This window comes from Roseobacter fucihabitans, from assembly GCF_014337925.2.
Lineage (GTDB): Bacteria > Pseudomonadota > Alphaproteobacteria > Rhodobacterales > Rhodobacteraceae > Roseobacter > Roseobacter fucihabitans.
The window spans coordinates 297,726-317,338 of the sequence record NZ_CP143423.1 but is presented as its reverse complement, the minus strand read 5'-3'; the positions used below and the strand labels follow the sequence as shown (position 1 = coordinate 317,338).

Below are 19,613 nucleotides of genomic sequence, written 5' to 3'. Positions count from 1 at the left end.
AGGCGGATCGATCTGTGTTGGCACAAGGGGTCATATGCTTCCATGGGTTATAAAATCACGCCCTCAGGCCAAAACCGGCCTGATCGGGACGCTTGACTACCGCAGCACGGATCGCAGAAACGCCTGCGTGCGCGCCATCTGCGGGGCCGTAAATATCGCCTCCGGCCGCCCCTCCTCCACGATCACGCCACCGTCCATGAAACACACCCGATCTGCCAATTCGCGCGCAAACCCCATCTCATGTGTGGCCAAAATCATGGTCATACCTTCCTCGCGCAGCTGGCGCAGCACGCTCAGCACCTCGCCGACAAGCTCAGGGTCCAGCGCCGCCGTGATTTCATCAAACAGCATGATTTCCGGTCGCATGGCCAGCGCCCGAATAACCGCAACCCGTTGCTGTTGCCCGCCAGAGAGTTGGTCGGGGAACTTCTCCATATGCTCACCCAATCCGAACCGGGCGAATAATGCCTCAACGCGCGCCCGCGACGCGGCGGGTGCCTCTTGCAGCACACGGCGCGGGGCCAGCAGGACGTTTTCCAACGCGCTCATATGCGGAAAAAGGTTGTAGGATTGAAACACGATACCGATCCGTCGCCGCACCGGGCCCAGATCGAGCCCCGGTTCCGATATGTCCTGCCCCTCCAGCAAAACAGCACCATCATCGATGGGTTCCAACTGGTTGATGCAGCGCAAAAGCGTGGATTTCCCCGACCCTGACGCTCCGATCAGACAGATCATTTCGCCCGCTTGGACCTCCATATCGATGCCGCGCAACACGTCATTGTCGCCAAACGACTTATGCAAACCGCGCAAAATGAGCTTAGCTTCTGGCATTTCGGTCCCGGTTCAACAGATAATCCGCGTACCGCGTGGCCGGGACCGTCACCAGCAGGAAAATCACCGCTGCGACCACATAGGGCGTGAAATTTGCCAGCAGGCTTTTGTAAATCCCCGCCTGGCGCAGGATCTCCACCGGACCGATGAAGCTTAGAAGCGCGACATCCTTTTGGAGGGCCACCAGCATATTCATATTTGCCGGAACCACACGGCGGATCGCCTGCGGCAGGATCACATAGCGCATGGTGTCGCGTTCATTCAGTCCCAGACAGATCGCCGCGTTACGCTGGCTGGCATGAATACTCTCGATGCCGGAACGCAGCACTTCGGCGACATAGGCCGAATAGGTCAGCACCAGCGCGACGGTCCCCCAGATATAGGGGCTGTTCCAGGGGCGCGGCAGGCCCAGGCCCGGCACCCCGAACCCGATGAGATAGATCGTCAGAACCACCGGGACACCGCGGAAGACATCTACATAAACCGCGCCGAAAATGCGCAGCGGAAAAAGCGCCGGAGCCTGCGCACCGCGCGCCAAAGCGATGGCCAGACCCAGCACCAGAATGATCGGCACCGACCAGGCAAAGATCATCACATCGATCATGAACGCCTTGAGCAGCGTCGGAAAGGTGTCCGCAAACACCGCACCGTCAAAGAAGCTGGCCTTGACCTGCGGCCAGCCGGGGGCGAGCGGGACCAAGAACATAATCGCCAAGATCACCACAACGGTGCTGATCCCGGCGATGGTTAACGACCGACGTCGCTCTGCCGCCTCATATGCCTGTCTGCGGTTCACGCGCGCTTACTGGATCAGCGGCACGCCTGTGGCTTCCTGCAACCATTCCGCCTCGATGCCCGCCAATGATCCGTCTTTCTTGAGCCTGCCGAGTGCGGCATCCACGCATTCCTTGAGCGGGTTCCCCTCAGTCATGATCATGCCGAAATGATCCGGATTGTCGCTCTCATCGGCGGCGAACTGGCCCAGGACCTGCCCGCCCTCCAGCACAACCGCCGACAGGTAAAGCGCCGTTGGCAAATCAAAAAGCGCGGCGTCGATCTGCCCAGCCTTCATGGCCTCGGCCACATTGGCCGTGTCGTCATAGACAAGCGGGCTGGAGGTCGGAGCGATGGTCTGCATCACTACGGGCAAGGCGGTTGTCGTGGCCACAACCCCCCATTTCAACGCCTTGAGCGCGGCAAGGTTGGGCTCGATCCCATCACCGCCACGCACCAGAACCGCCATCGGGGCCGTGTAATAGGGCTCGGAAAAGTCGACAATCTTGTCGCGGGCCGGCGTGATCGAAAACTGCTGCATGTTCACGTCAAAATCTTTGGTACCAGGCTGGATCGCCTGATCAAAAGAAGTGCGCGTCCAGACCACATCCTCGCGCGCAAAACCCATTTCCAACGCGAGCGCATAGGCCACGGCAGGCTCGAACCCCTGCCCGTTTTCTGGCGTGTCATCAATCGCCCAAGGGTAATAGGCAGGATTGCCGGTGGCGATGGTCAATTTGCCCTCCGTAAGGGTCTTGCCCTCCGCACAGCTCTGCGCCGCCACGGTGCCTGCCATCAGAACGGTTCCCAAGGCGGCGGTTGTCAGAAGTTTCCACATGGTGATCTCTCCCTGAAATCATTTGTTTTGCTGAGGTAACTATCCATTTTGCACGCATCACACGCAAGCCTGTATCGTCGCACCCAAGATGCAAACGGCTACGCCTTCCAGCGTCGATGGACCCAGAGCCATTGTGACATGTTCGCGCGCACCTGGGCTTCAAGGCTGTCGTTCAGGGCCTGCGTCATTTCCTCGGGCGTCGTATGCGGGATCGGCGATTCTACGATCATCTCGAAACTCAGCCCATCGGCTTGCCGGATGCCATAGCACGGCACCAAAAGCGCGTCATAGCGCAACGCCAGTTCCGCCGCCGACAACGCCGTATAGGCGGTATGCCCGAAGAATTTGAGCGGCGCCCCGGCGGTCATATGCTGGTCGATCAGCATCGCAATGGCATTGCCCGCCTTCAGGAATTTGAGCATCTCTCCCATGCCGCGCCGCCCGCGCAGGAACAACGGCGTGCCCACTTGCGAAATCCGCGACACGTAGAAATCGTTGAAACCCTTGTAATTCATGCTCCGATAAAGCCCGCCAACCTTATGGCCACGCTGGATCAGCTTGGAGCGCGCGATATCGTAGTTCCCGATATGCCCGGACACGATAATAATCGGACGGCCCGCTGCGCGCGCGGCATCAACGGCGGCGATACCGTCACCTGTGATCGGGGTCTGCTCCGCCATCGCCACCAGGTTTTTCGGGGAAAACAATTCGCACAGGGTGCGCCCGATCTGATCCGGCACGTCGAAGGTCATCTGCACGACCTCCTCCTCCGACATATCGGGAAAGATGAGCCGCAGATTGTCACGGATACGGCCGCGATACCCGATCAACGGGGCGACGAGACGCGAAATCACCCAGCCCCCGACGGGCACCCGCCGACGGTAGGGCAAAAGCGTCAGACAGCGGATGATGCCAATGATCACCGTGCTGACGATCCGGTCTCTCGGACTGACGTCCTCATCGCTGATCTGGGTCTTGGAAGGTTTGGCTGTCATCAGGGCTTTACGCTTGTTTGAGTGTCGCGGTTGTAGCACTTAAATGCGCCTGCTCAATAGGCTGTCGACACCAGTTCACGACGGTTCTTGCGCGCGCAAAGCAAAAAGCCGCCCCAGATCGGAGCGGCTTTCGTATTCTTGTGATGCAACGCTGTATCAGGCTGCCAGAGCATCCTGTGCTTGCTTGACGATCGCGCCAAACGCATCGGGCTCATGCACGGCCAGATCGGCGAGAACCTTGCGGTCCACTTCGATACCGGCAATGCTCAACCCATTGATAAATCGGCTGTATGTCAGCGCCTCATCATGGCTGCGCACGGCGGCGTTGATCCGCTGAATCCACAGCGCGCGGAAATTACGCTTGCGGTTTTTACGGTCACGGGTCGCATATTGGTTGGCTTTATCAACGGCCTGGCGCGCAACCTTGAAGGTATTCTTGCGGCGACCGTAATAGCCTTTTGCGGCCTTGATGACCTTCTTGTGACGGGCGTGGGTGACTGTACCACCTTTAACTCGGGACATATCGGCTCTCCTTAACGGTCGTAGGGCATGAAGCCCTTGATGATCTTGGCATCAGGGGCCGACAAAGTTGTCGTCCCGCGTGCATCGCGAATGAACTTGCGTGTCCGCTTGATCATACCGTGGCGTTTGCCAGCCTGTCCGCCGAGGACCTTGCCGGTGGCCGTCACCTTGAAGCGCTTTTTGGCGCTCGATTTCGTCTTCATCTTGGGCATTTCCGTCTCCTAACGTCTAGATCGGTTTCAAGCGCGACTCGGCATGCCACATTGGCCGGTCCCGCAGTAAGAAAGCGCTCTCTAAGCGGTTGTGCGCTCCATGGCAAGAGCAGATTGTACCCCGCAAATGCCCTCTGCGCTCTATTCAGGGTCCGAGTTGAAAATCAGACGTTCATCGCAAGGGGCCACGCGCAAGATATTGGTGCTGCCCGGCACGTTAAACGGCACGCCCGCCGTGACCACGATCATATCATCCTTTTCGGCATACCCCTGCCGCGTTGCCGCGCGCGCCGATTGCACAACGGCCATTTTGAATCGGTCCAATGGTTCGACGATCACGCAATTGGTGCCCCAGTAGAGCGTCAATTGCCGTGCGGTCCGCGCCACGGATGTCATCGCGATGATCGGCACGCGGGGCCGCTCGCGCGCCACCAGAGCCGCCGTCGTCCCGCTTTGGGAAAAGCAGCAAATGGCCTTGATGTTTGTCGTCTCCGCGATTTCCCGTGCCGCCGAGACGATGCCATCCGCGATGGTGGCCCCCTTGCTTTCGCGCGAGGCCTCGATGATCTGGGTATAGGTCGGGTCGCGCTCCACTTCGGTGGCCACGTTGTTCATGGTTGTGACGGCCTCAATCGGGTAGGAACCCGCCGCCGACTCCGCAGACAACATCACCGCATCCGCACCCTCATAGATCGCCGTGGCGACGTCGGAAACTTCCGCGCGCGTGGGTACGGGGCTGTCGATCATGCTCTCCATCATCTGCGTGGCCACGATCACCGGCTTGGCCGCCGAGCGACATTTGCGCACCAGACGTTTCTGGATCGGCGGCACGTTCTGCACCGGCAATTCCACCCCCAGATCGCCGCGCGCAACCATGATGCCATCGCTGACTTTCAGAATTTCTTCAAAATTCTTCACCGCCGCGGGTTTTTCGATCTTGGACAGGATCGCAGCGCGCCCATTGGCCAAGTCGGAGGCCTCCAAAACGTCTTCGGCGCGTTGCACGAAGCTGAGCGCCAGCCAATCGACACCCAATTCGCACACAAACTCCAAATCCTTGCGGTCCTTATTCGAGAGCGCGGCGAGCGGCAGCACCACGTCCGGCACGTTCACACCCTTACGGTTGGAAATCACGCCCCCCGCGATCACCGTGCAATTGGCGAAATCCGGACCACATTCATCGACCTTCAGGCGAATTTTACCGTCATTCACCAAGAGGCTAGACCCCGGCTCAAGCGCTGCAAAAATTTCAGGATGTGGCAAGCAGACACGCGTGGCATCGCCCTCGGCGGTATCCAGATCCATGCGGAAACGCGCACCTTCCTCGAGCATCTCGCCGTCTTCACTGGCAAAAACACCGACGCGCAGCTTGGGACCTTGCAGGTCCGCCAGAATGCAGATGCTGCCACCGCTTTCTTCTTCGATCTGTCGAATGATCCGGTGCTTTTCGCGGATCTCATCGTGGCTGCCGTGGCTCATGTTGAGCCGGAATACATCCGCGCCCGCCGTGAAAAGGGCCTTGATCATGTCATAGGTGTCGGAAGCTGGCCCAAGGGTGGCCACGATTTTGACGTTGCGGGTGCGTCTCATCTTGATTGTCGTCCTTACTGGTTTGTTACCGCTAACGGCTTTGGCATCTTATGTCCCATCACAGGTGACAGAGCAACCACCCTCATCTTGATGGGTCTTCTTGACCCTTTGATGACATGACAGGTGCCAGGGGTGCAAGCAAACCCATCGCGGTTGACATGTGCCAGCCGCATCCCAATCTGAAAGGGAGGAAATAGGAGAGCACCATGCCCACGCAGCAAGAGATCGAATTACAGGCCGCCGCCTTCCGCCGGTTACAAAAACATCTGATGGAAGACCGAACCGATGTGCAAAACATCGACATGATGAACCTCGCCGGGTTTTGCCGCAATTGCCTGAGCCGCTGGTACGCTGAGGCCGCCGCCGAGAAGGGCATCGAGATCGGCAAGGAAGAGGCGCGTGAATTGTTTTACGGGATGAGCATGCAAGAGTGGAAGGCCACCTATCAGACCGAGGCCACGGATGACCAACAAAAGGCTTTCAAAACGGCGTTCAAGGAGAATGTCGGGCAGGAATGACCCTGCGGACCTGTCACCTTTTTACCACAGCGCACGTGATGCGTATCAGCGTCATATCGCCGAGCCTTGCGGGGGGGGATGGCGCGAATATTATATCGACACATTTGTTAACTTGTGGATTATCGCTCATGCATATCAAAACGCTAACCCCCGTCATCGCTCTTCTTGCCGCCACACCCGCCCTGGCGGATGGCATCACCCATCTCAGCCTTGGCGCAACCGTGCTCAATGGCGAAATCGATCGCCCCGGTCTAGAGGGTGACTTCGACGATCAACGCAATCTTTCCGGCGAATTTGTCTACCAACTGGGCGCGATAACCGCCTATGGATCATTGGTTCTGGACCGTGCGGATTTCAACGCCAACAGCCGCGCCAATGGTGTAAATGACGAGCGCTTGTTCGAATTGGGTGGCGAATACAGCTTTGGTGAATTCGCGCTTGGTGCCAATATGACCCGCAACGATTTTGATACATCCGATCCGAGTTCAAATTTCACCGATAACCAGATCACCACCGCAACGGTTTATGGCCAATACCAGCGCGATGGTCTGATTGCCGGTCTTGGGTTTTTCAACTTTGACCTGACCAGCACCGGGCCCGGCAGGCGCTCTGATTTTGACGAAACCAACCCGATTATCTTTGCCTCCTATGAGATGGACAATGGTCTGTTGGTCGGCGGTGGGGCATTTGAGATCAACAGCAATACCTACAGCTACCTGTTTGGCGACTATGAAGCCGGGTTGATCGACGTGACCTTTGATTTCGTAGATAACGACGATGAGACCTACACAAGCCTGAGCGGAGGGTATGATCTTAACCCTAAATTCGCCATAATCGGTGGCATATCCAACACAAATACCAAGGGCGGCGACGGCACGACACAGACGTTCCTCGGCGGGCGTTACCTTGTCGCGGAAGGTGTTTCCGCAGAGATCGCTTACCACAAGATCGACGCTTTCAACCAGTTCGACGGGGACGCCATCAGTTTCGGGCTGACCTATGAAATCGGGCGGCGCAAGGGTGGTATCCAGTCGGTTGGCAAAACCCTGTCCACCGGGCTCGCGAGTCCCTTCTTCACCTATTGATCAAGTGCTGCGCATGCCGTCTCGCTGGCATGCGCAGCGCCATGACAAACCCTCAGGGAACCACGCTCAGACGTGGTGATCCCCGTTAAACCGCCGTTTTGAGACTTTCTTCGAGGTAAATTTCGCGCAACCTTGGGGCAACACGCCCTGGCACGCCCGCGCCCAGCGCAACACCGTCAATCTCCACGACCGGCATGACAAAGGTGCTCGCCGAGGTAACAAATGCCTCATCTGCTGCTTTGGCTTCCTCAATCGTGAAATTGCGCTCCTCGACCTCCATCTGCGCCTCTTGGGCAAACCGCAGCACCGCCGCCCGCGTGATCCCGTGCAGGATATCATTGCTCAGCGCGCGCGTGATGATCTTGTTGCCCTTCACAATATAGGCGTTGTTGCTGGTGCCCTCGGTCACGAAACCGTCCTCGATCATCCAGGCGTCATCTGCCCCGGCCTTTTTCGCCATCATCTTGCCCATCGAGGGGTAGAGCAATTGCACCGTCTTGATGTCCCGACGTCCCCAGCGGATGTCCTCAATGCTGATCACCTTCATACCGATTTTCGCCGCGGGGCTATCGGCCAGACCGGGCTTGGCCTGCGTAAACAACACAATCGTGGGTTCGGTCGTTTCGGGGTCTGGAAATACGAAATCCCGATCTCCGGGCGCGCCACGTGTGATCTGGAGGTAAATCATACCCTCGTCGATTTCGTTGAGGCGCACCAATTCGCGGTGCACTTCCAAAAGATCCGCTACGCTGATCGGGTTACGTATATCCAGTGCGTCCAGAGACCGTTGCAAACGGACCGCATGCCCGTCAAAATCAATCAGCTTGCCGCCCAGAACCGACGTCACCTCATAGACACCATCCGCCATCAGGAAACCGCGATCAAAGATCGAAACGGATGCTTCATTTTCGGGCAGGTATTGGCCGTTCAGATAAACTGTGCGCATTTCATTCTCCTTTTGCCGGGGCTGCACCGGCACCACACCATCGCAATACCCCTCGAGGCCTAGCCCCACAAGCGGGCTTGCGGGGGATGCACGCCGTTTTCATCAAAAACCAGCGGGGTTTCCCGGTCCTGCGCCAATAAAAGCGGCCCATCCAGATCCGTCACCGCCGCCCCCTGCGCCAGGATCGTCGCCGGTGCCATCGCGAGGCTGGAGCCGACCATACAGCCCACCATGACGTCATAGCCAAGCGCCAAACCTTCGCGCCGCAGTGCCAGCGCCTCGGTCAGCCCCCCCGCCTTGTCCAGCTTGATGTTGATCATATCATATTTGCCCTTGAGGCCGGGCAGGCTGGCGCGATCATGACAGCTTTCATCCGCACAGACCGGCACCGGGCGCGCCATCCCGATCAGCGCATCATCCTCCCCGGCAGGTAAGGGCTGCTCTACCAACTGCACGCCAAGGCGCACGAGATGAGGGGCCAGGTCGGCATAAACTTCCGCGCTCCAGCCCTCATTGGCATCGATGATAATGCGCGCCTCCGGTGCCCCGACGCGCACCGCTTCGAGCCGGGGCATATCATCCGGCGTGCCAAGCTTGATTTTCAGTAAGGGGCGATGTGCATGCTGCGCGGCCTGCTCCCGCATCTTTTCGGCTGTATCCAGCGATAGCGTAAAGGCGGTGATCTCGGGCTTTGGCGCGGGCAATCCGGCAAGCTCCCACACCCTTTTACCCGCGCGTTTGGCCTCCAGATCCCAGAGCGCACAATCCACCGCATTGCGCGCGGCCCCGGCGGATAACAGACCATATAGCGCCTCCCGCGTGACATCCCCCGGCAGGCTCTCGATCTGTGCTGTGACGCTCTCCAGCGTCTCGTCGTAGCGCGCATAGGGCACAGATTCGCCCCATCCTTCATGCGCCCCGTCTCTGATCCGCACAGTCAGAACCTTTGCCTCCGTCCGGGACTCGCGGCTGATCCGAAAGGTCTGCGCCAGGCGAAAGACGTCCCGGCTTACGTTGATTTGCATGGTCCACATTTCCTGTTGCAAGCATCCCCAGCAGTCATCCCAGCGGGAAATCCATACCTTAAAGCGCCGCGAGGGCGTCAGCCAGACGTGCCGCACCATGGCGGAACGGATCAATGGTCGGAACCCCAAGGCGCGCCTCGACCTCAGCGCAATACGCCTTGGCCTCCTGCTCATTCAGATGCTGCGTGTTAATCGACGCGCCAACGACCTGACACCCCGGATTGGCGACCTGCGCCAGTTGCAACGACATATCGCGCACCGCCTCGATGCTGGGCAATTGATACCCCGGCAAGCCGCGCATGTGTTTGCGGGTTGGCTCGTGGCAAATGATCAACGCATCCGGCTGACCGCCGTGGATCAGGGCCAGCGTCACCCCGGAATAGGACACATGGAACAGGCTGCCCTGCCCCTCGATGATGTCCCAGTGATCCGCCTCATTGTCCGGCGTCAGATATTCCACCGCCCCGGCCATGAAATCCGCGATGACCGCATCCAGCGGCACACCGTGGCCCGTGATCAAAATCCCCGTCTGACCGGTGGCGCGAAACGTGCTTTTCATGCCGCGCTCCCGCATCGATGCGTCCAGCGCCAATGCCGTATACATTTTGCCCGCTGAACAATCGGTGCCCACGGCCAAGACGCGCTTGCCGGTGCGCTTCACGCCGTTCGCGATCGGATAGGCATCCGTGGGCACGCGCACGTCATGCAGGGTGCCGCCATGCACCTGGGCCGCCGCCACAAGCTCGGATTCGTCGCGCAGCAGGTTGTGCAATCCGCTGGCCAGATCGAACTCCATCTCCAGCGCCTGCACCAGCACGCGGCGCCATTCCTTGCTGATGTAACCGCCCCGGTTGGCCACGCCGATCACAACGGTTTTGGCACCGGCCTCCTTGGCTTCCTGCAGGCCCATGTCCTGCAAGCCGACGTCCGCCTTGCAGCCCTCCATGCGGAACTGGCCGACGGCGTTTTCCGGGCGCCAGTCCTTGATGCCCTGTGCAACCTTGGCGGCCAATTGGTCGGGCGCATCGCCTAGGAACAACAGATATGGTGTTTCGATCACGGTAAATCCCCCGAGGTAGTGGTTTACGGGAATCTTGCTCATGTTTGGCGCAAAGACATCGCAGAAATCTGCCTGTGACATGAATTTCTGCAAATACCTTCGAATATATGATGCATATGTGCAAGAATTAAGCGCACACTTCAAGCACGCGCGCAATGCTGCACCTGCAAAATCCGCTTGCGAGGTGTTGCGCAATTTAATAACTGCTGGGGCGAGCTTTCCGACATTTTATTTCACCGAGGTCCGCCATGAGTTTCAAGATCCAGCCCGCCGCCCCTGCCCGCCCCAACCGCTGCCAGCTCTTTGGCCCCGGTTCGCGCCCGGCAATATTTGAGAAAATGGCGGCATCGGACGCGGATGTGATCAACCTCGACCTTGAAGACAGCGTTGCGCCCTCGGACAAGGACAGCGCCCGCGCCAATGTGATCGCGGCGATTTCGGACGTCGATTGGGGGAACAAAACCTTCTCCGTGCGAATCAACGGGTTGGATACGCCTTTTTGGTATCGCGACGTCGTGGACCTTCTGGAGCAGGCGGGCGAACGCCTCGATCAAATCATGATCCCCAAGGTTGGCTGTGCCGGTGACATCTATGCTGTCGATGCGCTGGTCACTGCCGTGGAGGCCGCCAAGGGGCGCGCCAAGAGGATCAGCTTTGAGGTCATCATCGAATCCGCCGCCGGTATTGCCCATGTCGAGGAAATCGCGGCCGCCTCGCCGCGCCTGCAAGCCATGAGCCTGGGTGCTGCGGATTTCGCGGCCTCCATGGGGATGCAGACGACCGGCATCGGCGGGACGCAGGAGAACTACTACATGCACCGCGACGGGCAAAAGCACTGGTCCGATCCCTGGCATTGGGCGCAGGCGGCCATCGTTGCGGCCTGCCGCACGCACGGCGTTTTGCCCGTGGATGGCCCGTTTGGGGATTTCTCCGACGACGAGGGGTTCCGTGCGCAGGCGCGCCGTTCTGCCACGCTGGGTATGGTTGGCAAATGGGCGATCCACCCCAAACAGGTGGCCATCGCCAATGAGGTCTTCACCCCCTCCGCTGAAGCCGTCGCAGAGGCCCGCGAAATCCTCGCCGCCATGGAAGCGGCCAAGGCCAAGGGCGAAGGCGCGACCGTCTATAAGGGCCGCCTTGTCGACATCGCCTCGATCAAACAGGCCGAAGTCATCGTGCGCCAATCCGAAATGATCAGCGGGTGACGCAGGTTTGATTTGGCTTTCGCGCCTGGGCGTGACTGAGTGAGCCCATAGGAGCCCGCCATGCACCATTTTCTCGCGATCATCGCGACCCTGCTCTGGGCCACCACAGCCCCGGCGCAATCCATCGCACCGCGCGAAGGCTGGGTTGTGATCGACACGCAAAAGACCCACGCCGCGTTGCTGGACGATCTGAAAACTGCGGTGAAAGCGCATAAAATGGGCGTAGTCACGCAGGCGGGACCAACGGGGGCGGCGCGCAATCGTGGCATCACCATCCCCGAAAACCGCGTCATTGGCGTGTTCAACAATGACTTTGCCGTGCGGGTGCTGGAAACATCGACCGCCGCGATGATCGAGGCCCCGATCCGGTTTTATGTTACCGAAAATCCGGACGCCACCGCGACGCTCTCCTATAAAACGCCGGGCTTCGTATTCGCCCCCTATCTGGAGGAAGGCGGCGATGCCCTGCGCACGCTGGCGTCGGAACTGGACACCACTTTCGAGCAGATCGCCCGTTCGGCCACGCAATAGCCCCTATGCCCGTTCGTCCTTGGGCGAGCCCATCACCACATAGGATGTGATCGAATTCACCTGCGGCAATGCCCCCAGCATATCGGTGTGGAACCGCTTGTAGCTGGGCAGGTCAGCGCATTCAATCCTGAGCAGATATTCGATGGCGCCGGTGATATTGTGGCACTCCACCACCTCGGGCGCGCGCGAAATTGCCCGCTCGAACGCCTCCTGGGAGGCCTTGGAATGGTCGCCCAGCCCGACACCGATATAGGCGACGAACCCGATCCCCAAAGGCACCGGGTCAAGCACGACGCGGTACCCCTTGATGATACCGCTGCGCTCCAGCTCCTGCACCCGGCGCAGACAGGCAGAGGGCGACAACCCAACGCGGTCGGCCAGTTCGATATTGCTGATCCGCCCGTCCCGTTTCAATTCACGCAATATACGCTCGGATTTATCATCAATTCTGATCATAAGTTGCAAACTTAATCCCCAAACGCACCAAAACGCAATTTCAAATCGACCAACCCCGCCAATAATTGCGGTCATGACATTTGAAATCCTCTCCGCTCTGGCCCTCTTTGCCTTCGTCAGCTCTGCAACACCGGGGCCGAACAATCTGATGCTCATGGCGTCGGGGGCAAATTACGGCTTCACCCGCTCGATCCCGCATATGCTGGGCATCTCGATCGGCTTTTCGGTGATGATCGTGCTTGTCGGGGCCGGGCTGTCGCAGATATTTGAGACCTACCCAATCAGCCATACGATCCTGAAAATCATCTCCGTGGCCTATCTCGCCTATCTGGCATGGAAGATCGCAACCGCCGCCCCGATCAAAAAGGACACCTCGCAAGGCACGCCCATGACCTTCCTGCAAGCGGCGGCCTTTCAATGGGTCAACCCCAAGGCCTGGGCGATGGCGCTGACCGCCCTGTCGGTCTATGCACCCGGCCAGACGCTCACGGCCTTCGCCGTTGTGGCGCTGGTCTTTGGTCTGGTAAATCTGCCCTCCATCACGCTCTGGACCATGATGGGCCAGCAGATGGCCCGCTTCCTGACCAACCCCGCCCGGTTGCAAATCTTCAACTGGAGCATGGCAGGATTGCTGATCGCCTCGCTTTACCCGGTGCTCTGGCCGGGTTGAGACCCGTTGCAATGCCGCGCGCGGCGCGCCATATACGGGAGCATTGAACAACAGATAGGCGCCCCGTGACCCAATATATGGATTTCGAAAAACCGCTGGCGGAAATCGAAGGCAAAGCCGAAGAGCTGCGCGCCCTTGCCCGTGCCAGCGACGAGATGGACGTTACCGACGAGGCCGCCGCTCTGGATGCCAAGGCCAGCGCGATGCTGGTTGATCTGTATAAATCCCTGACCCCCTGGCGCAAATGCCAGGTCGCGCGTCACCCCGAACGCCCGCATTGTCACGACTATATCGATGCGCTGTTTACGGATTACACGCCACTGGCCGGGGATCGCAATTTTGCCGATGATCATGCGGTCATGGGCGGGCTGGCACGATTCAACGATCAGCCGGTGATGGTGATCGGCCACGAAAAAGGCAATGATACCAAATCCCGCATTGAACATAATTTCGGCATGGCGCGTCCCGAGGGATACCGCAAGGCGATCCGGCTGATGGACATCGCACATCGTTTTGGCCTGCCGGTGATCACGCTGGTGGACACGCCCGGTGCCTATCCGGGCAAAGGTGCCGAAGAGCGCGGCCAGTCCGAGGCCATTGCGCGCGCCACTGAAAAATGCCTCCAGATCGGCGTGCCGCTGGTGTCGGTAATCATTGGCGAAGGCGGCTCCGGCGGTGCGGTGGCTTTTGCCACGGCCAACCGCGTCGCGATGCTGGAACATTCGGTTTATTCCGTGATCAGCCCAGAGGGCTGTGCCTCAATCCTGTGGAAAGACGCCGAGAAGATGCGCGAAGCTGCGGAGGCTTTGCGCCTCACGGCGGAAGACCTCAAGCAATTGGGCGTCATCGACCGTATCATCCCCGAGCCCACAGGCGGCGCGCATCGTAATTCAGGCGAGGCCATTGCCGCTGTTGGTCGCGCGCTGGAGGGCATGCTGAAAGACCTAAAGGGCAAAGATGCCGCCGCTCTCATCAAGGACCGACGCAGCAAATTCATCGACCTCGGAGCCAAGGGGCTCGCAGCTTAAACCTGTGGCTTTAAAGCAATGCTGAAACGCGGGCCGGGGGCCTCAAGGCTGTCAAATCCCAGCGCCCGGTAAATGTCCTGTGCCACCGTGTTGTCCGGGTGCGTGCCCACGGCAAGAAAATCACATTTTTCCTGTTCGGCGACATCCTGACTGGCTTTTATCAGGGCTTTCGCCACGCCTGTTCGTCGCGCATCGGGCACCACATAGAGGTTGAGCAAATCCATGCCCCGCATCCCAAACTGCATCTTTGACAGCGGACAAAGAGCGACATAGCCGATGCAAACGCCCCGACATTCGGCCAGCAAGACACGCACCCAGGGGCGCGGACCGAGGATATCGCGGGCCAGTTGCGCCGATGTGAGCGTGGCCACATCCCCGTGATGACTTGCCAGACTGGATATCATATCACGAACGACCTCAAGATCATGTTCGCGCGCGGGTCTGATCATCCCGTAGAATTCTCTTTTTTCGATATTCATTACAGATACTTACCGCCCAAAGCTTGCACTGCCCCTGTGACACCGCAGACCAAATATTTCCTAAAATTGTGTCTGATTAAGGGCAGAATTTTGGTAAAATTCTACATATGGTTGAATTTTTCAAGGGCAAACGTCGCTTAATTTCGTCAGTTCAGCTGGCGAGCATCCGTAGACCCTGGGTCACATCCGAGCGCACGGCAAGGCGCAGGCCCGGTTCGTCCCCCGCGCGCAGGGCCGCAATGATCAAACGGTGAAACTGTGGCGGTTCGGTTTTACGCAAACGCCCATAGAGCGCGCGCATGGTCGGGCCCATCTGCAACCAGACGGTTTCGGCCATGGCCAGCATCGCCGGGGCCTGTGCGCGCAGATAGAGCGTTCGGTGGAATTCCAAGTTGGTACGGATGTAGCTGACGGCATCGCGATGGGCCACGGCCTCGGCGACACTGGCATTGATGCTCTGCAACCGTTCGATCAGCGCCATATGTGCGCGCGGCAAGGCGCGGCTGGCCAGTTCCACCTCGAGCAGCGCACGCAACGCTGCGAGTTCCTCGATTCGTTCGTTGCTCAACTCCGGCGTTGCCACCCGCCCGGAGGAGGACATGGTCAGCGCCCCTTCGGCCACCAATCGGCGTACAGCTTCGCGCGCAGGTGTCATGGAGACGCCGTATTCCTTACCGATCCCACGCAGGGTCAGGCCCTGACCGGGATGCAGATCGCCCTGCATGATACGCCCGCGCAACGCACGGTAAACACGGTCATGCGCGACAGGGGTGGCATCAACGGGGCGCGGATTCAAGATCATCCGCGATCTGTGATCACAAATCAGCCCTGCGTCAAGGGCTGCTGTTATCGGTCAAACCGGTAACGGTGCAGATCGCCGCCCTGTTTGCGCAACCAGGCACGCGGTGCCTTGTAGTCGCCATAAATCCGCTGGACCTGTTCCCAAAATTCCGGCGCGTGGTTCATTTCAGCCAGATGCGCAACCTCATGGGCCGCAACGTAATCCAGCACATCCGGCGGCGCGAGAATCAGCCGCCATGAATACATCAACCGCCCCTCCGACGTGCAGGAGCCCCACCGCGAACGGGTATCGCGCAGGGTCAGCGCACTATAGGGGCGGCCCAGTTTTGCGGCATAGTGGTCCGAGGCTTCGGCCAGCCGCGCCCGTGCGATGGCCTTGAGATGGCCCATCAGGCGCGGCCCCGTGCGCTCTGCAACGCCCGGCACCAACACACGGCCCTCCTCGAAACGCACCTTGCGCCCGGACCCGGCCGCCACCTCATGCATGCGCCCCCCCACCGGCAGCACAGCACCCAGAACCACGTCGACATCCTCTCCCCGAGCGGCCAGATGTTTGCGAATCCATGTCTCTTTTTCGCGCGCGAACGCCAGCGCCTCGCGTTCAGGCACCCGCTTGGGCAGGGTCAAAGTCACCCGCCCGTCCAGCTGTGAAATGCGCAGCGAAATCCGCCGCGCGCGGGCAGAGCGGCGCAGCATCAGAGTGATGGGCGGATCACCGGTAAGGAACATCTGGGACATAACGGGCTCTCCGGGGCGACCTTCTGCGCAGCAGGCCTTTACAGCCTGCGCTTCATATGGCACTTGCGGCCCTAATCATCTACACCAGAATCGCAATCCAAAAGGGGGTTTTTCATGCCCAACGAAGAATGGGGAACGAAGCGCCTCTGCCCCACCAGCGGCAAACGTTTTTATGATCTGAACAAGAACCCGATTATCAGCCCCTACACGGGCGAAGTTGTCGAAGTTGACCTCAGCAAATCCCGGATGATCGCCGCGGATGCCGAGGATGCCGTGACCGCAAAGGCAAAAGCCAAAGACACGGCGGATGACGAAGAAGTCGTGTTGGACGATGAAGATGACGTCGATGTGGATCTGGGTGATGACATCCTGGATGACGACGAAGACGATGATGACACAGTGCCGCTCGAAGAGATCGCGGATGTGGCGTCTGATGATGACGACAGCTAAATGAAAATTCGCGCAGGGCGGCAGGTTTTTTGACTTGATCCCGCCCCGCGTTGCGCCTATTCACCGGCGCACCGGGTCGCATGACCCATCCCGTGAGGCCCGACCGGGCCGCACATCGGGGCCTTAGCTCAGCTGGGAGAGCGCCTGCATGGCATGCAGGAGGTCAGCGGTTCGATCCCGCTAGGCTCCACCAAACTTCCTTTGATAAGCACCCCGCAGCAGTTCCTTTTTGGCAGCATAGTTTTCCCCTTTTGCAGGCAAATTGGCAGCTTTGCCAAATTTATTCAGTTGAGCAGGCTAAGTTGGCAACTTGCATGCTGTCGCAGACACGGGCACCTTAAGCATTGTCGAAAGCCGAAGGACTTAACGGAAAGGATGCGATGTGAAGCAGCCTAAAGACACTACTGATGAACAGCGGATATGGTGCCACAGCACTGACCGACACGTTGAAAATGATTCAGCTACAGTCCCCTGTCGACACACGGCAGGGTAATCCCCCCGAAAAAGGGTTGTGTTGAAAGCTAGAATTTTCGCGGCAAGATAAGCCAAGGAGATTCACGATTAAGAAGTCACGTTATTCAGAGGCTCAGATTGTCTCGATCTTGAAAGAAGCTAAGAGCGGGGTGCCTGTTTCCGACCTTTGTCGTACGCACGGTATGAGCAGCGCTGCCTTTTACCAGTGGCGCTCAAAGTATGGCGGCATGGACGCGTCGCTCATTTCTGAGATGAAGCAGTTGCAGGCTGAGAATGCGCGTTTGAAGCGCATGTACGCTGATATTGCTATGCAAAATGAACTGGTGAAGGAAGCGCTGGCAAAAAAGTAATGAGGCCGTCTTTCCGACGGGAGATGGCCCAACAAGCAGTTGCAGCGCGTGGTGTCAGCGTTGCGCTAGCATGCCGCGCATTTGAGATCAGCCGATGGTGTTATCGGTATGTGCCGCTGTTGGTTGACGAGAATGGAGAAATTGAGGACTGGTTGGTGGCGTTGACCAGGGCGCGTAAGAACTGGGGCTTTGGGCTGTGCTATTTGTATTTGCGTAATGTGAAAGGGTTCGGATGGAACCATAAGCGTGTGCTTCGGATTTACTGCGAGTTGGAGCTGAACTTGCGGATTAAGCCTCGCAAACGCTTGAAACGGGAGCGCCCGGATCCGTTGGCAGTCCCGGACCGACCAAATTAAGTGTGGTCTATGGATTTTATGGCTGACCAGCTGTGGAACGGGAAATCGTTCAGGACATTGAACATCATTGATGACTTCAATCGGGAAGGTCTGGCCATTGATGTGGACTTCTCGCTGCCAGCAGCACGGGTTGTGCGCAGTCTTAATCAAGTCATCCAATGGCGCGGAAAGCCCGCGATGATACGTGTGGACAACGGTCCAGAATACGTCAGCGCCAAGCTGATTGAATGGGCTTCAAAGCACCATATCACCCTATGTTACATTCAACCGGGGAAGCCGCAGCAGAACGCATATATCGAACGATACAACCGAACTGTGCGCAGCGAATGGTTGGGCATCAACATCTTCCACAGCATTCAGGAGGTGCAGGAATACGCAACACAGTGGCTATGGACTTACAACAATGACCGCCCCAACATGGGCATCGGCGGGGTAACTCCCGCTATGAAACTGAACCAGTACAAAATGACCACGTAATTCTAGTTTGAAACAGCCCCACAAATGGGAGGATTACCCCGCCACTTCGAAACAGAGCCAGTGTTCCGCTGGCTTTTTCTTTGGCGTTGAAGGGAATATTTATGCTGCCGAAAAGCAAGCTTGGCTGCGCAGTTCAAACTTATGCCCCTTGATTTCATTTCATTTTTATAGCTGAAAAAGGAACTACTATGTGTTCCTTATCATCCTTCGTTATTCGCTATATGGTATTGCCGATTTGACAGCGCACTGTCACCGCACAGTTAGAATGTCTCATATGTGCACAGTAGTATCCCTGCTGATCAAGCAGGATTGGAGTGTGGCTGTGGGGTTGGTGATTATGAGCGCTTCGTGACGCGCCTGTGCCGCCAACCCGCATCTCAGTTGGCTCTCGAAAGACTGATCGACAGGCCAGCTGCTGCACAGAAAACACGCTGCGGGATCGACCATAGTGTCGGATTGGGTCTTACAGGACACCTCACGTCCGCAAAACACAGCGGAGTCGGCACTGATTTCAAAAGCGCAAGCATCGAATCGTATAGAATATGATATCAGGAGCCAGGATTTACTCCCCCCTTTTTTGCTCTTCACCCTCAAATTTTTGGTTTCCGAGACAATATATGTAGCAAAAAAGATCACACAGAGGCTCAGGATTGGAAGTCCGACGACCAGACATCAGGACTTAACAGTAGCCCAAGTGTCATACGAAGTGGTACGCTAAATCCGTCTAAACTCTCCTGAACCGCGACATCACGGTCTCGTCTGGGGATTTGCGTTTTGCCACCAAACTTGGCTTTCAGGCGTCTTGGGGCGATCGCCCCTGTGCACTCAGCAGAATGCGACCCTGGACCCATCGGCGCGTACGCCTACAACGCTTTGGGATCTGAAACGCCATTCTGCACCCGACCCCAGGCAATCTTTGACCAGATCAATTCATGTATAAAATAGGCCACAAACCCGGTGATCGCGCCCGCCAGGGCGATACCCCCTCCAGCCGCCACGGAACCCGTTACCAGATAACCAATCAGCATCATCGAGAAGAGCCCCAGGACTTGCCAGGTCGTGGCCTTGGTGATCAATCTGATTGTGCTGTCCATAGGTCGTGATCCGTAATGTGTTTCGACCCGTTCATCGATAGGAGGTTTAGCGCATCATGGACATTTAGAGACTTTGCTGCATAAGCTCCATTTTGGTGAATATTT

22 protein-coding genes, 1 tRNA gene and 1 pseudogene are annotated in these 19,613 nt (G+C 58.2%); 9 read left to right on the top strand and 15 right to left on the bottom strand.

What is annotated here, in order from left to right; translation table 11 throughout:
• Positions 1 to 96 precede the first annotated feature (96 nt).
• The 7 genes from ROLI_RS01550 to pyk form a co-directional block, all read right to left on the bottom strand.
• Positions 97 to 834 (bottom strand): amino acid ABC transporter ATP-binding protein, encoded by a 738-nt coding sequence (locus ROLI_RS01550; RefSeq protein WP_187428179.1) that lies wholly within the window; start codon positions 832 to 834, stop codon positions 97 to 99.
• Positions 821 to 1,630, bottom strand: a complete 810-nt coding sequence (locus ROLI_RS01545; RefSeq protein WP_187428178.1) for an amino acid ABC transporter permease — start codon at positions 1,628 to 1,630, stop codon at positions 821 to 823. The genes ROLI_RS01550 and ROLI_RS01545 overlap by 14 nt, the downstream gene beginning before the upstream one ends.
• A 6-nt stretch (positions 1,631 to 1,636) precedes the next feature.
• Entirely contained in the window at positions 1,637 to 2,446 is an 810-nt protein-coding gene (locus ROLI_RS01540; RefSeq protein ID WP_187428177.1) for an ABC transporter substrate-binding protein, read from the bottom strand.
• 98 nt (positions 2,447 to 2,544) lie between these two features.
• Positions 2,545 to 3,441 (bottom strand): lysophospholipid acyltransferase family protein, encoded by an 897-nt coding sequence (locus tag ROLI_RS01535; protein WP_187428176.1) that lies wholly within the window; start codon positions 3,439 to 3,441, stop codon positions 2,545 to 2,547.
• Between the two features lie 156 nt (positions 3,442 to 3,597).
• Entirely contained in the window at positions 3,598 to 3,963 is a 366-nt protein-coding gene (gene rplT / locus ROLI_RS01530) for a 50S ribosomal protein L20 (RefSeq protein ID WP_187428175.1), read from the bottom strand.
• Positions 3,964 to 3,974: 11 nt separating this feature from the next.
• Entirely contained in the window at positions 3,975 to 4,175 is a 201-nt protein-coding gene (gene rpmI, locus ROLI_RS01525; RefSeq protein ID WP_187428174.1) for a 50S ribosomal protein L35, read from the bottom strand.
• Positions 4,176 to 4,316: 141 nt separating this feature from the next.
• Positions 4,317 to 5,765: a pyruvate kinase gene (gene pyk, locus ROLI_RS01520; protein WP_187428173.1), complete on the bottom strand. Its 1,449-nt coding sequence runs from the start codon at positions 5,763 to 5,765 to the stop codon at positions 4,317 to 4,319.
• Positions 5,766 to 5,971: 206 nt separating this feature from the next.
• Here pyk and ROLI_RS01515 point away from each other — a divergent pair, with 206 nt between their 5' ends.
• Both ROLI_RS01515 and ROLI_RS01510 read left to right on the top strand, forming a co-directional pair.
• Positions 5,972 to 6,283 carry a DUF1244 domain-containing protein gene (locus tag ROLI_RS01515; protein ID WP_187428172.1) on the top strand — a complete coding sequence of 104 codons (312 nt, stop codon included), beginning with the start codon at positions 5,972 to 5,974 and terminating at the stop codon, positions 6,281 to 6,283.
• Between the two features lie 128 nt (positions 6,284 to 6,411).
• Positions 6,412 to 7,368, top strand: a complete 957-nt coding sequence (locus ROLI_RS01510; protein WP_187428171.1) for a hypothetical protein — start codon at positions 6,412 to 6,414, stop codon at positions 7,366 to 7,368.
• Between the two features lie 85 nt (positions 7,369 to 7,453).
• On the opposite strand, the gene ROLI_RS01505 is transcribed toward ROLI_RS01510, so the two are convergent.
• From ROLI_RS01505 to dgcN, 3 genes are read right to left on the bottom strand one after another with little or no spacing between them, the layout of a single operon-like run.
• Positions 7,454 to 8,314 carry a D-amino-acid transaminase gene (locus ROLI_RS01505; protein ID WP_187428170.1) on the bottom strand — a complete coding sequence of 287 codons (861 nt, stop codon included), beginning with the start codon at positions 8,312 to 8,314 and terminating at the stop codon, positions 7,454 to 7,456.
• 59 nt (positions 8,315 to 8,373) lie between these two features.
• Complete coding sequence (gene dgcA / locus ROLI_RS01500) at positions 8,374 to 9,339, bottom strand: N-acetyl-D-Glu racemase DgcA (protein ID WP_187428169.1); 966 nt, start codon at positions 9,337 to 9,339, stop codon at positions 8,374 to 8,376.
• 58 nt (positions 9,340 to 9,397) lie between these two features.
• Complete coding sequence (dgcN, locus tag ROLI_RS01495) at positions 9,398 to 10,399, bottom strand: N-acetyltransferase DgcN (RefSeq protein ID WP_187428345.1); 1,002 nt, start codon at positions 10,397 to 10,399, stop codon at positions 9,398 to 9,400.
• A 248-nt stretch (positions 10,400 to 10,647) separates the two neighbouring features.
• On the opposite strand from dgcN, the gene ROLI_RS01490 reads away from it, so the two are divergent.
• Positions 10,648 to 11,604: an L-malyl-CoA/beta-methylmalyl-CoA lyase gene (locus tag ROLI_RS01490; protein ID WP_187428168.1), complete on the top strand. Its 957-nt coding sequence runs from the start codon at positions 10,648 to 10,650 to the stop codon at positions 11,602 to 11,604.
• A 60-nt stretch (positions 11,605 to 11,664) separates the two neighbouring features.
• Entirely contained in the window at positions 11,665 to 12,135 is a 471-nt protein-coding gene (locus ROLI_RS01485) for a DUF302 domain-containing protein (protein ID WP_187428167.1), read from the top strand.
• A gap of 3 nt (positions 12,136 to 12,138) precedes the next feature.
• Here ROLI_RS01485 and ROLI_RS01480 read toward each other — a convergent pair whose 3' ends face one another.
• The gene (locus ROLI_RS01480; protein WP_187428166.1) at positions 12,139 to 12,591 is read right to left on the bottom strand and encodes an Lrp/AsnC family transcriptional regulator; all 453 of its coding nucleotides are present in this window, start codon (positions 12,589 to 12,591) and stop codon (positions 12,139 to 12,141) included.
• A gap of 73 nt (positions 12,592 to 12,664) precedes the next feature.
• On the opposite strand from ROLI_RS01480, the gene ROLI_RS01475 reads away from it, so the two are divergent.
• Together ROLI_RS01475 and ROLI_RS01470 are read left to right on the top strand one after the other, a co-directional pair.
• Positions 12,665 to 13,261 carry a LysE family translocator gene (locus tag ROLI_RS01475; RefSeq protein ID WP_187428165.1) on the top strand — a complete coding sequence of 199 codons (597 nt, stop codon included), beginning with the start codon at positions 12,665 to 12,667 and terminating at the stop codon, positions 13,259 to 13,261.
• Between the two features lie 65 nt (positions 13,262 to 13,326).
• Positions 13,327 to 14,289, top strand: a complete 963-nt coding sequence (locus ROLI_RS01470) for an acetyl-CoA carboxylase carboxyltransferase subunit alpha (protein WP_187428164.1) — start codon at positions 13,327 to 13,329, stop codon at positions 14,287 to 14,289.
• Here ROLI_RS01470 and ROLI_RS01465 read toward each other — a convergent pair.
• The 3 genes from ROLI_RS01465 to ROLI_RS01455 all read right to left on the bottom strand — a co-directional run bounded on the left by ROLI_RS01465 (position 14,286) and on the right by ROLI_RS01455 (position 16,307).
• Positions 14,286 to 14,768 carry a GNAT family N-acetyltransferase gene (locus tag ROLI_RS01465; RefSeq protein WP_222869336.1) on the bottom strand — a complete coding sequence of 161 codons (483 nt, stop codon included), beginning with the start codon at positions 14,766 to 14,768 and terminating at the stop codon, positions 14,286 to 14,288. The two genes, ROLI_RS01470 and ROLI_RS01465, sit on opposite strands and share 4 nt — an antisense overlap.
• Positions 14,769 to 14,919: 151 nt before the next feature.
• Complete coding sequence (locus tag ROLI_RS01460) at positions 14,920 to 15,570, bottom strand: GntR family transcriptional regulator (protein WP_187428162.1); 651 nt, start codon at positions 15,568 to 15,570, stop codon at positions 14,920 to 14,922.
• Positions 15,571 to 15,614: 44 nt separating this feature from the next.
• Positions 15,615 to 16,307 carry a M48 family metallopeptidase gene (locus ROLI_RS01455; protein ID WP_187428161.1) on the bottom strand — a complete coding sequence of 231 codons (693 nt, stop codon included), beginning with the start codon at positions 16,305 to 16,307 and terminating at the stop codon, positions 15,615 to 15,617.
• A gap of 114 nt (positions 16,308 to 16,421) precedes the next feature.
• On the opposite strand from ROLI_RS01455, the gene ROLI_RS01450 reads away from it, so the two are divergent.
• From ROLI_RS01450 to ROLI_RS01440, 3 genes and pseudogenes are all read left to right on the top strand, one after another.
• Positions 16,422 to 16,757 carry a TIGR02300 family protein gene (locus ROLI_RS01450; RefSeq protein ID WP_187428160.1) on the top strand — a complete coding sequence of 112 codons (336 nt, stop codon included), beginning with the start codon at positions 16,422 to 16,424 and terminating at the stop codon, positions 16,755 to 16,757.
• Between the two features lie 117 nt (positions 16,758 to 16,874).
• Positions 16,875 to 16,950 (top strand) — tRNA-Ala (locus ROLI_RS01445).
• A gap of 367 nt (positions 16,951 to 17,317) precedes the next feature.
• A pseudogene (locus ROLI_RS01440) lies at positions 17,318 to 18,414 on the top strand (IS3 family transposase).
• Between the two features lie 863 nt (positions 18,415 to 19,277).
• On the opposite strand, the gene ROLI_RS01435 reads toward ROLI_RS01440, so the two are convergent.
• Positions 19,278 to 19,508, bottom strand: a complete 231-nt coding sequence (locus ROLI_RS01435) for a DUF2061 domain-containing protein (protein WP_187428159.1) — start codon at positions 19,506 to 19,508, stop codon at positions 19,278 to 19,280.
• Between the last annotated feature and the right edge of the window lie 105 nt (positions 19,509 to 19,613).

Coding starts and splice junctions, on each gene's coding strand:
- ROLI_RS01460 (WP_187428162.1), bottom strand. CDS start 15,570: ATGATCTTGAATCCGCGCCCCGTTGATGCCACCCCTGTCGCGCATGAC.
- ROLI_RS01550 (WP_187428179.1), bottom strand. CDS start 834: ATGCCAGAAGCTAAGCTCATTTTGCGCGGTTTGCATAAGTCGTTTGGC.
- ROLI_RS01510 (WP_187428171.1), top strand. CDS start 6,412: ATGCATATCAAAACGCTAACCCCCGTCATCGCTCTTCTTGCCGCCACA.
- ROLI_RS01490 (WP_187428168.1), top strand. CDS start 10,648: ATGAGTTTCAAGATCCAGCCCGCCGCCCCTGCCCGCCCCAACCGCTGC.
- ROLI_RS01540 (WP_187428177.1), bottom strand. CDS start 2,446: ATGTGGAAACTTCTGACAACCGCCGCCTTGGGAACCGTTCTGATGGCA.
- ROLI_RS01535 (WP_187428176.1), bottom strand. CDS start 3,441: ATGACAGCCAAACCTTCCAAGACCCAGATCAGCGATGAGGACGTCAGT.
- ROLI_RS01485 (WP_187428167.1), top strand. CDS start 11,665: ATGCACCATTTTCTCGCGATCATCGCGACCCTGCTCTGGGCCACCACA.
- ROLI_RS01450 (WP_187428160.1), top strand. CDS start 16,422: ATGCCCAACGAAGAATGGGGAACGAAGCGCCTCTGCCCCACCAGCGGC.
- ROLI_RS01515 (WP_187428172.1), top strand. CDS start 5,972: ATGCCCACGCAGCAAGAGATCGAATTACAGGCCGCCGCCTTCCGCCGG.
- ROLI_RS01505 (WP_187428170.1), bottom strand. CDS start 8,314: ATGCGCACAGTTTATCTGAACGGCCAATACCTGCCCGAAAATGAAGCA.
- rpmI (WP_187428174.1), bottom strand. CDS start 4,175: ATGCCCAAGATGAAGACGAAATCGAGCGCCAAAAAGCGCTTCAAGGTG.
- ROLI_RS01480 (WP_187428166.1), bottom strand. CDS start 12,591: ATGATCAGAATTGATGATAAATCCGAGCGTATATTGCGTGAATTGAAA.
- ROLI_RS01455 (WP_187428161.1), bottom strand. CDS start 16,307: ATGTCCCAGATGTTCCTTACCGGTGATCCGCCCATCACTCTGATGCTG.
- ROLI_RS01465 (WP_222869336.1), bottom strand. CDS start 14,768: ATGAATATCGAAAAAAGAGAATTCTACGGGATGATCAGACCCGCGCGC.
- ROLI_RS01435 (WP_187428159.1), bottom strand. CDS start 19,508: ATGGACAGCACAATCAGATTGATCACCAAGGCCACGACCTGGCAAGTC.
- dgcA (WP_187428169.1), bottom strand. CDS start 9,339: ATGCAAATCAACGTAAGCCGGGACGTCTTTCGCCTGGCGCAGACCTTT.
- ROLI_RS01475 (WP_187428165.1), top strand. CDS start 12,665: ATGACATTTGAAATCCTCTCCGCTCTGGCCCTCTTTGCCTTCGTCAGC.
- rplT (WP_187428175.1), bottom strand. CDS start 3,963: ATGTCCCGAGTTAAAGGTGGTACAGTCACCCACGCCCGTCACAAGAAG.
- pyk (WP_187428173.1), bottom strand. CDS start 5,765: ATGAGACGCACCCGCAACGTCAAAATCGTGGCCACCCTTGGGCCAGCT.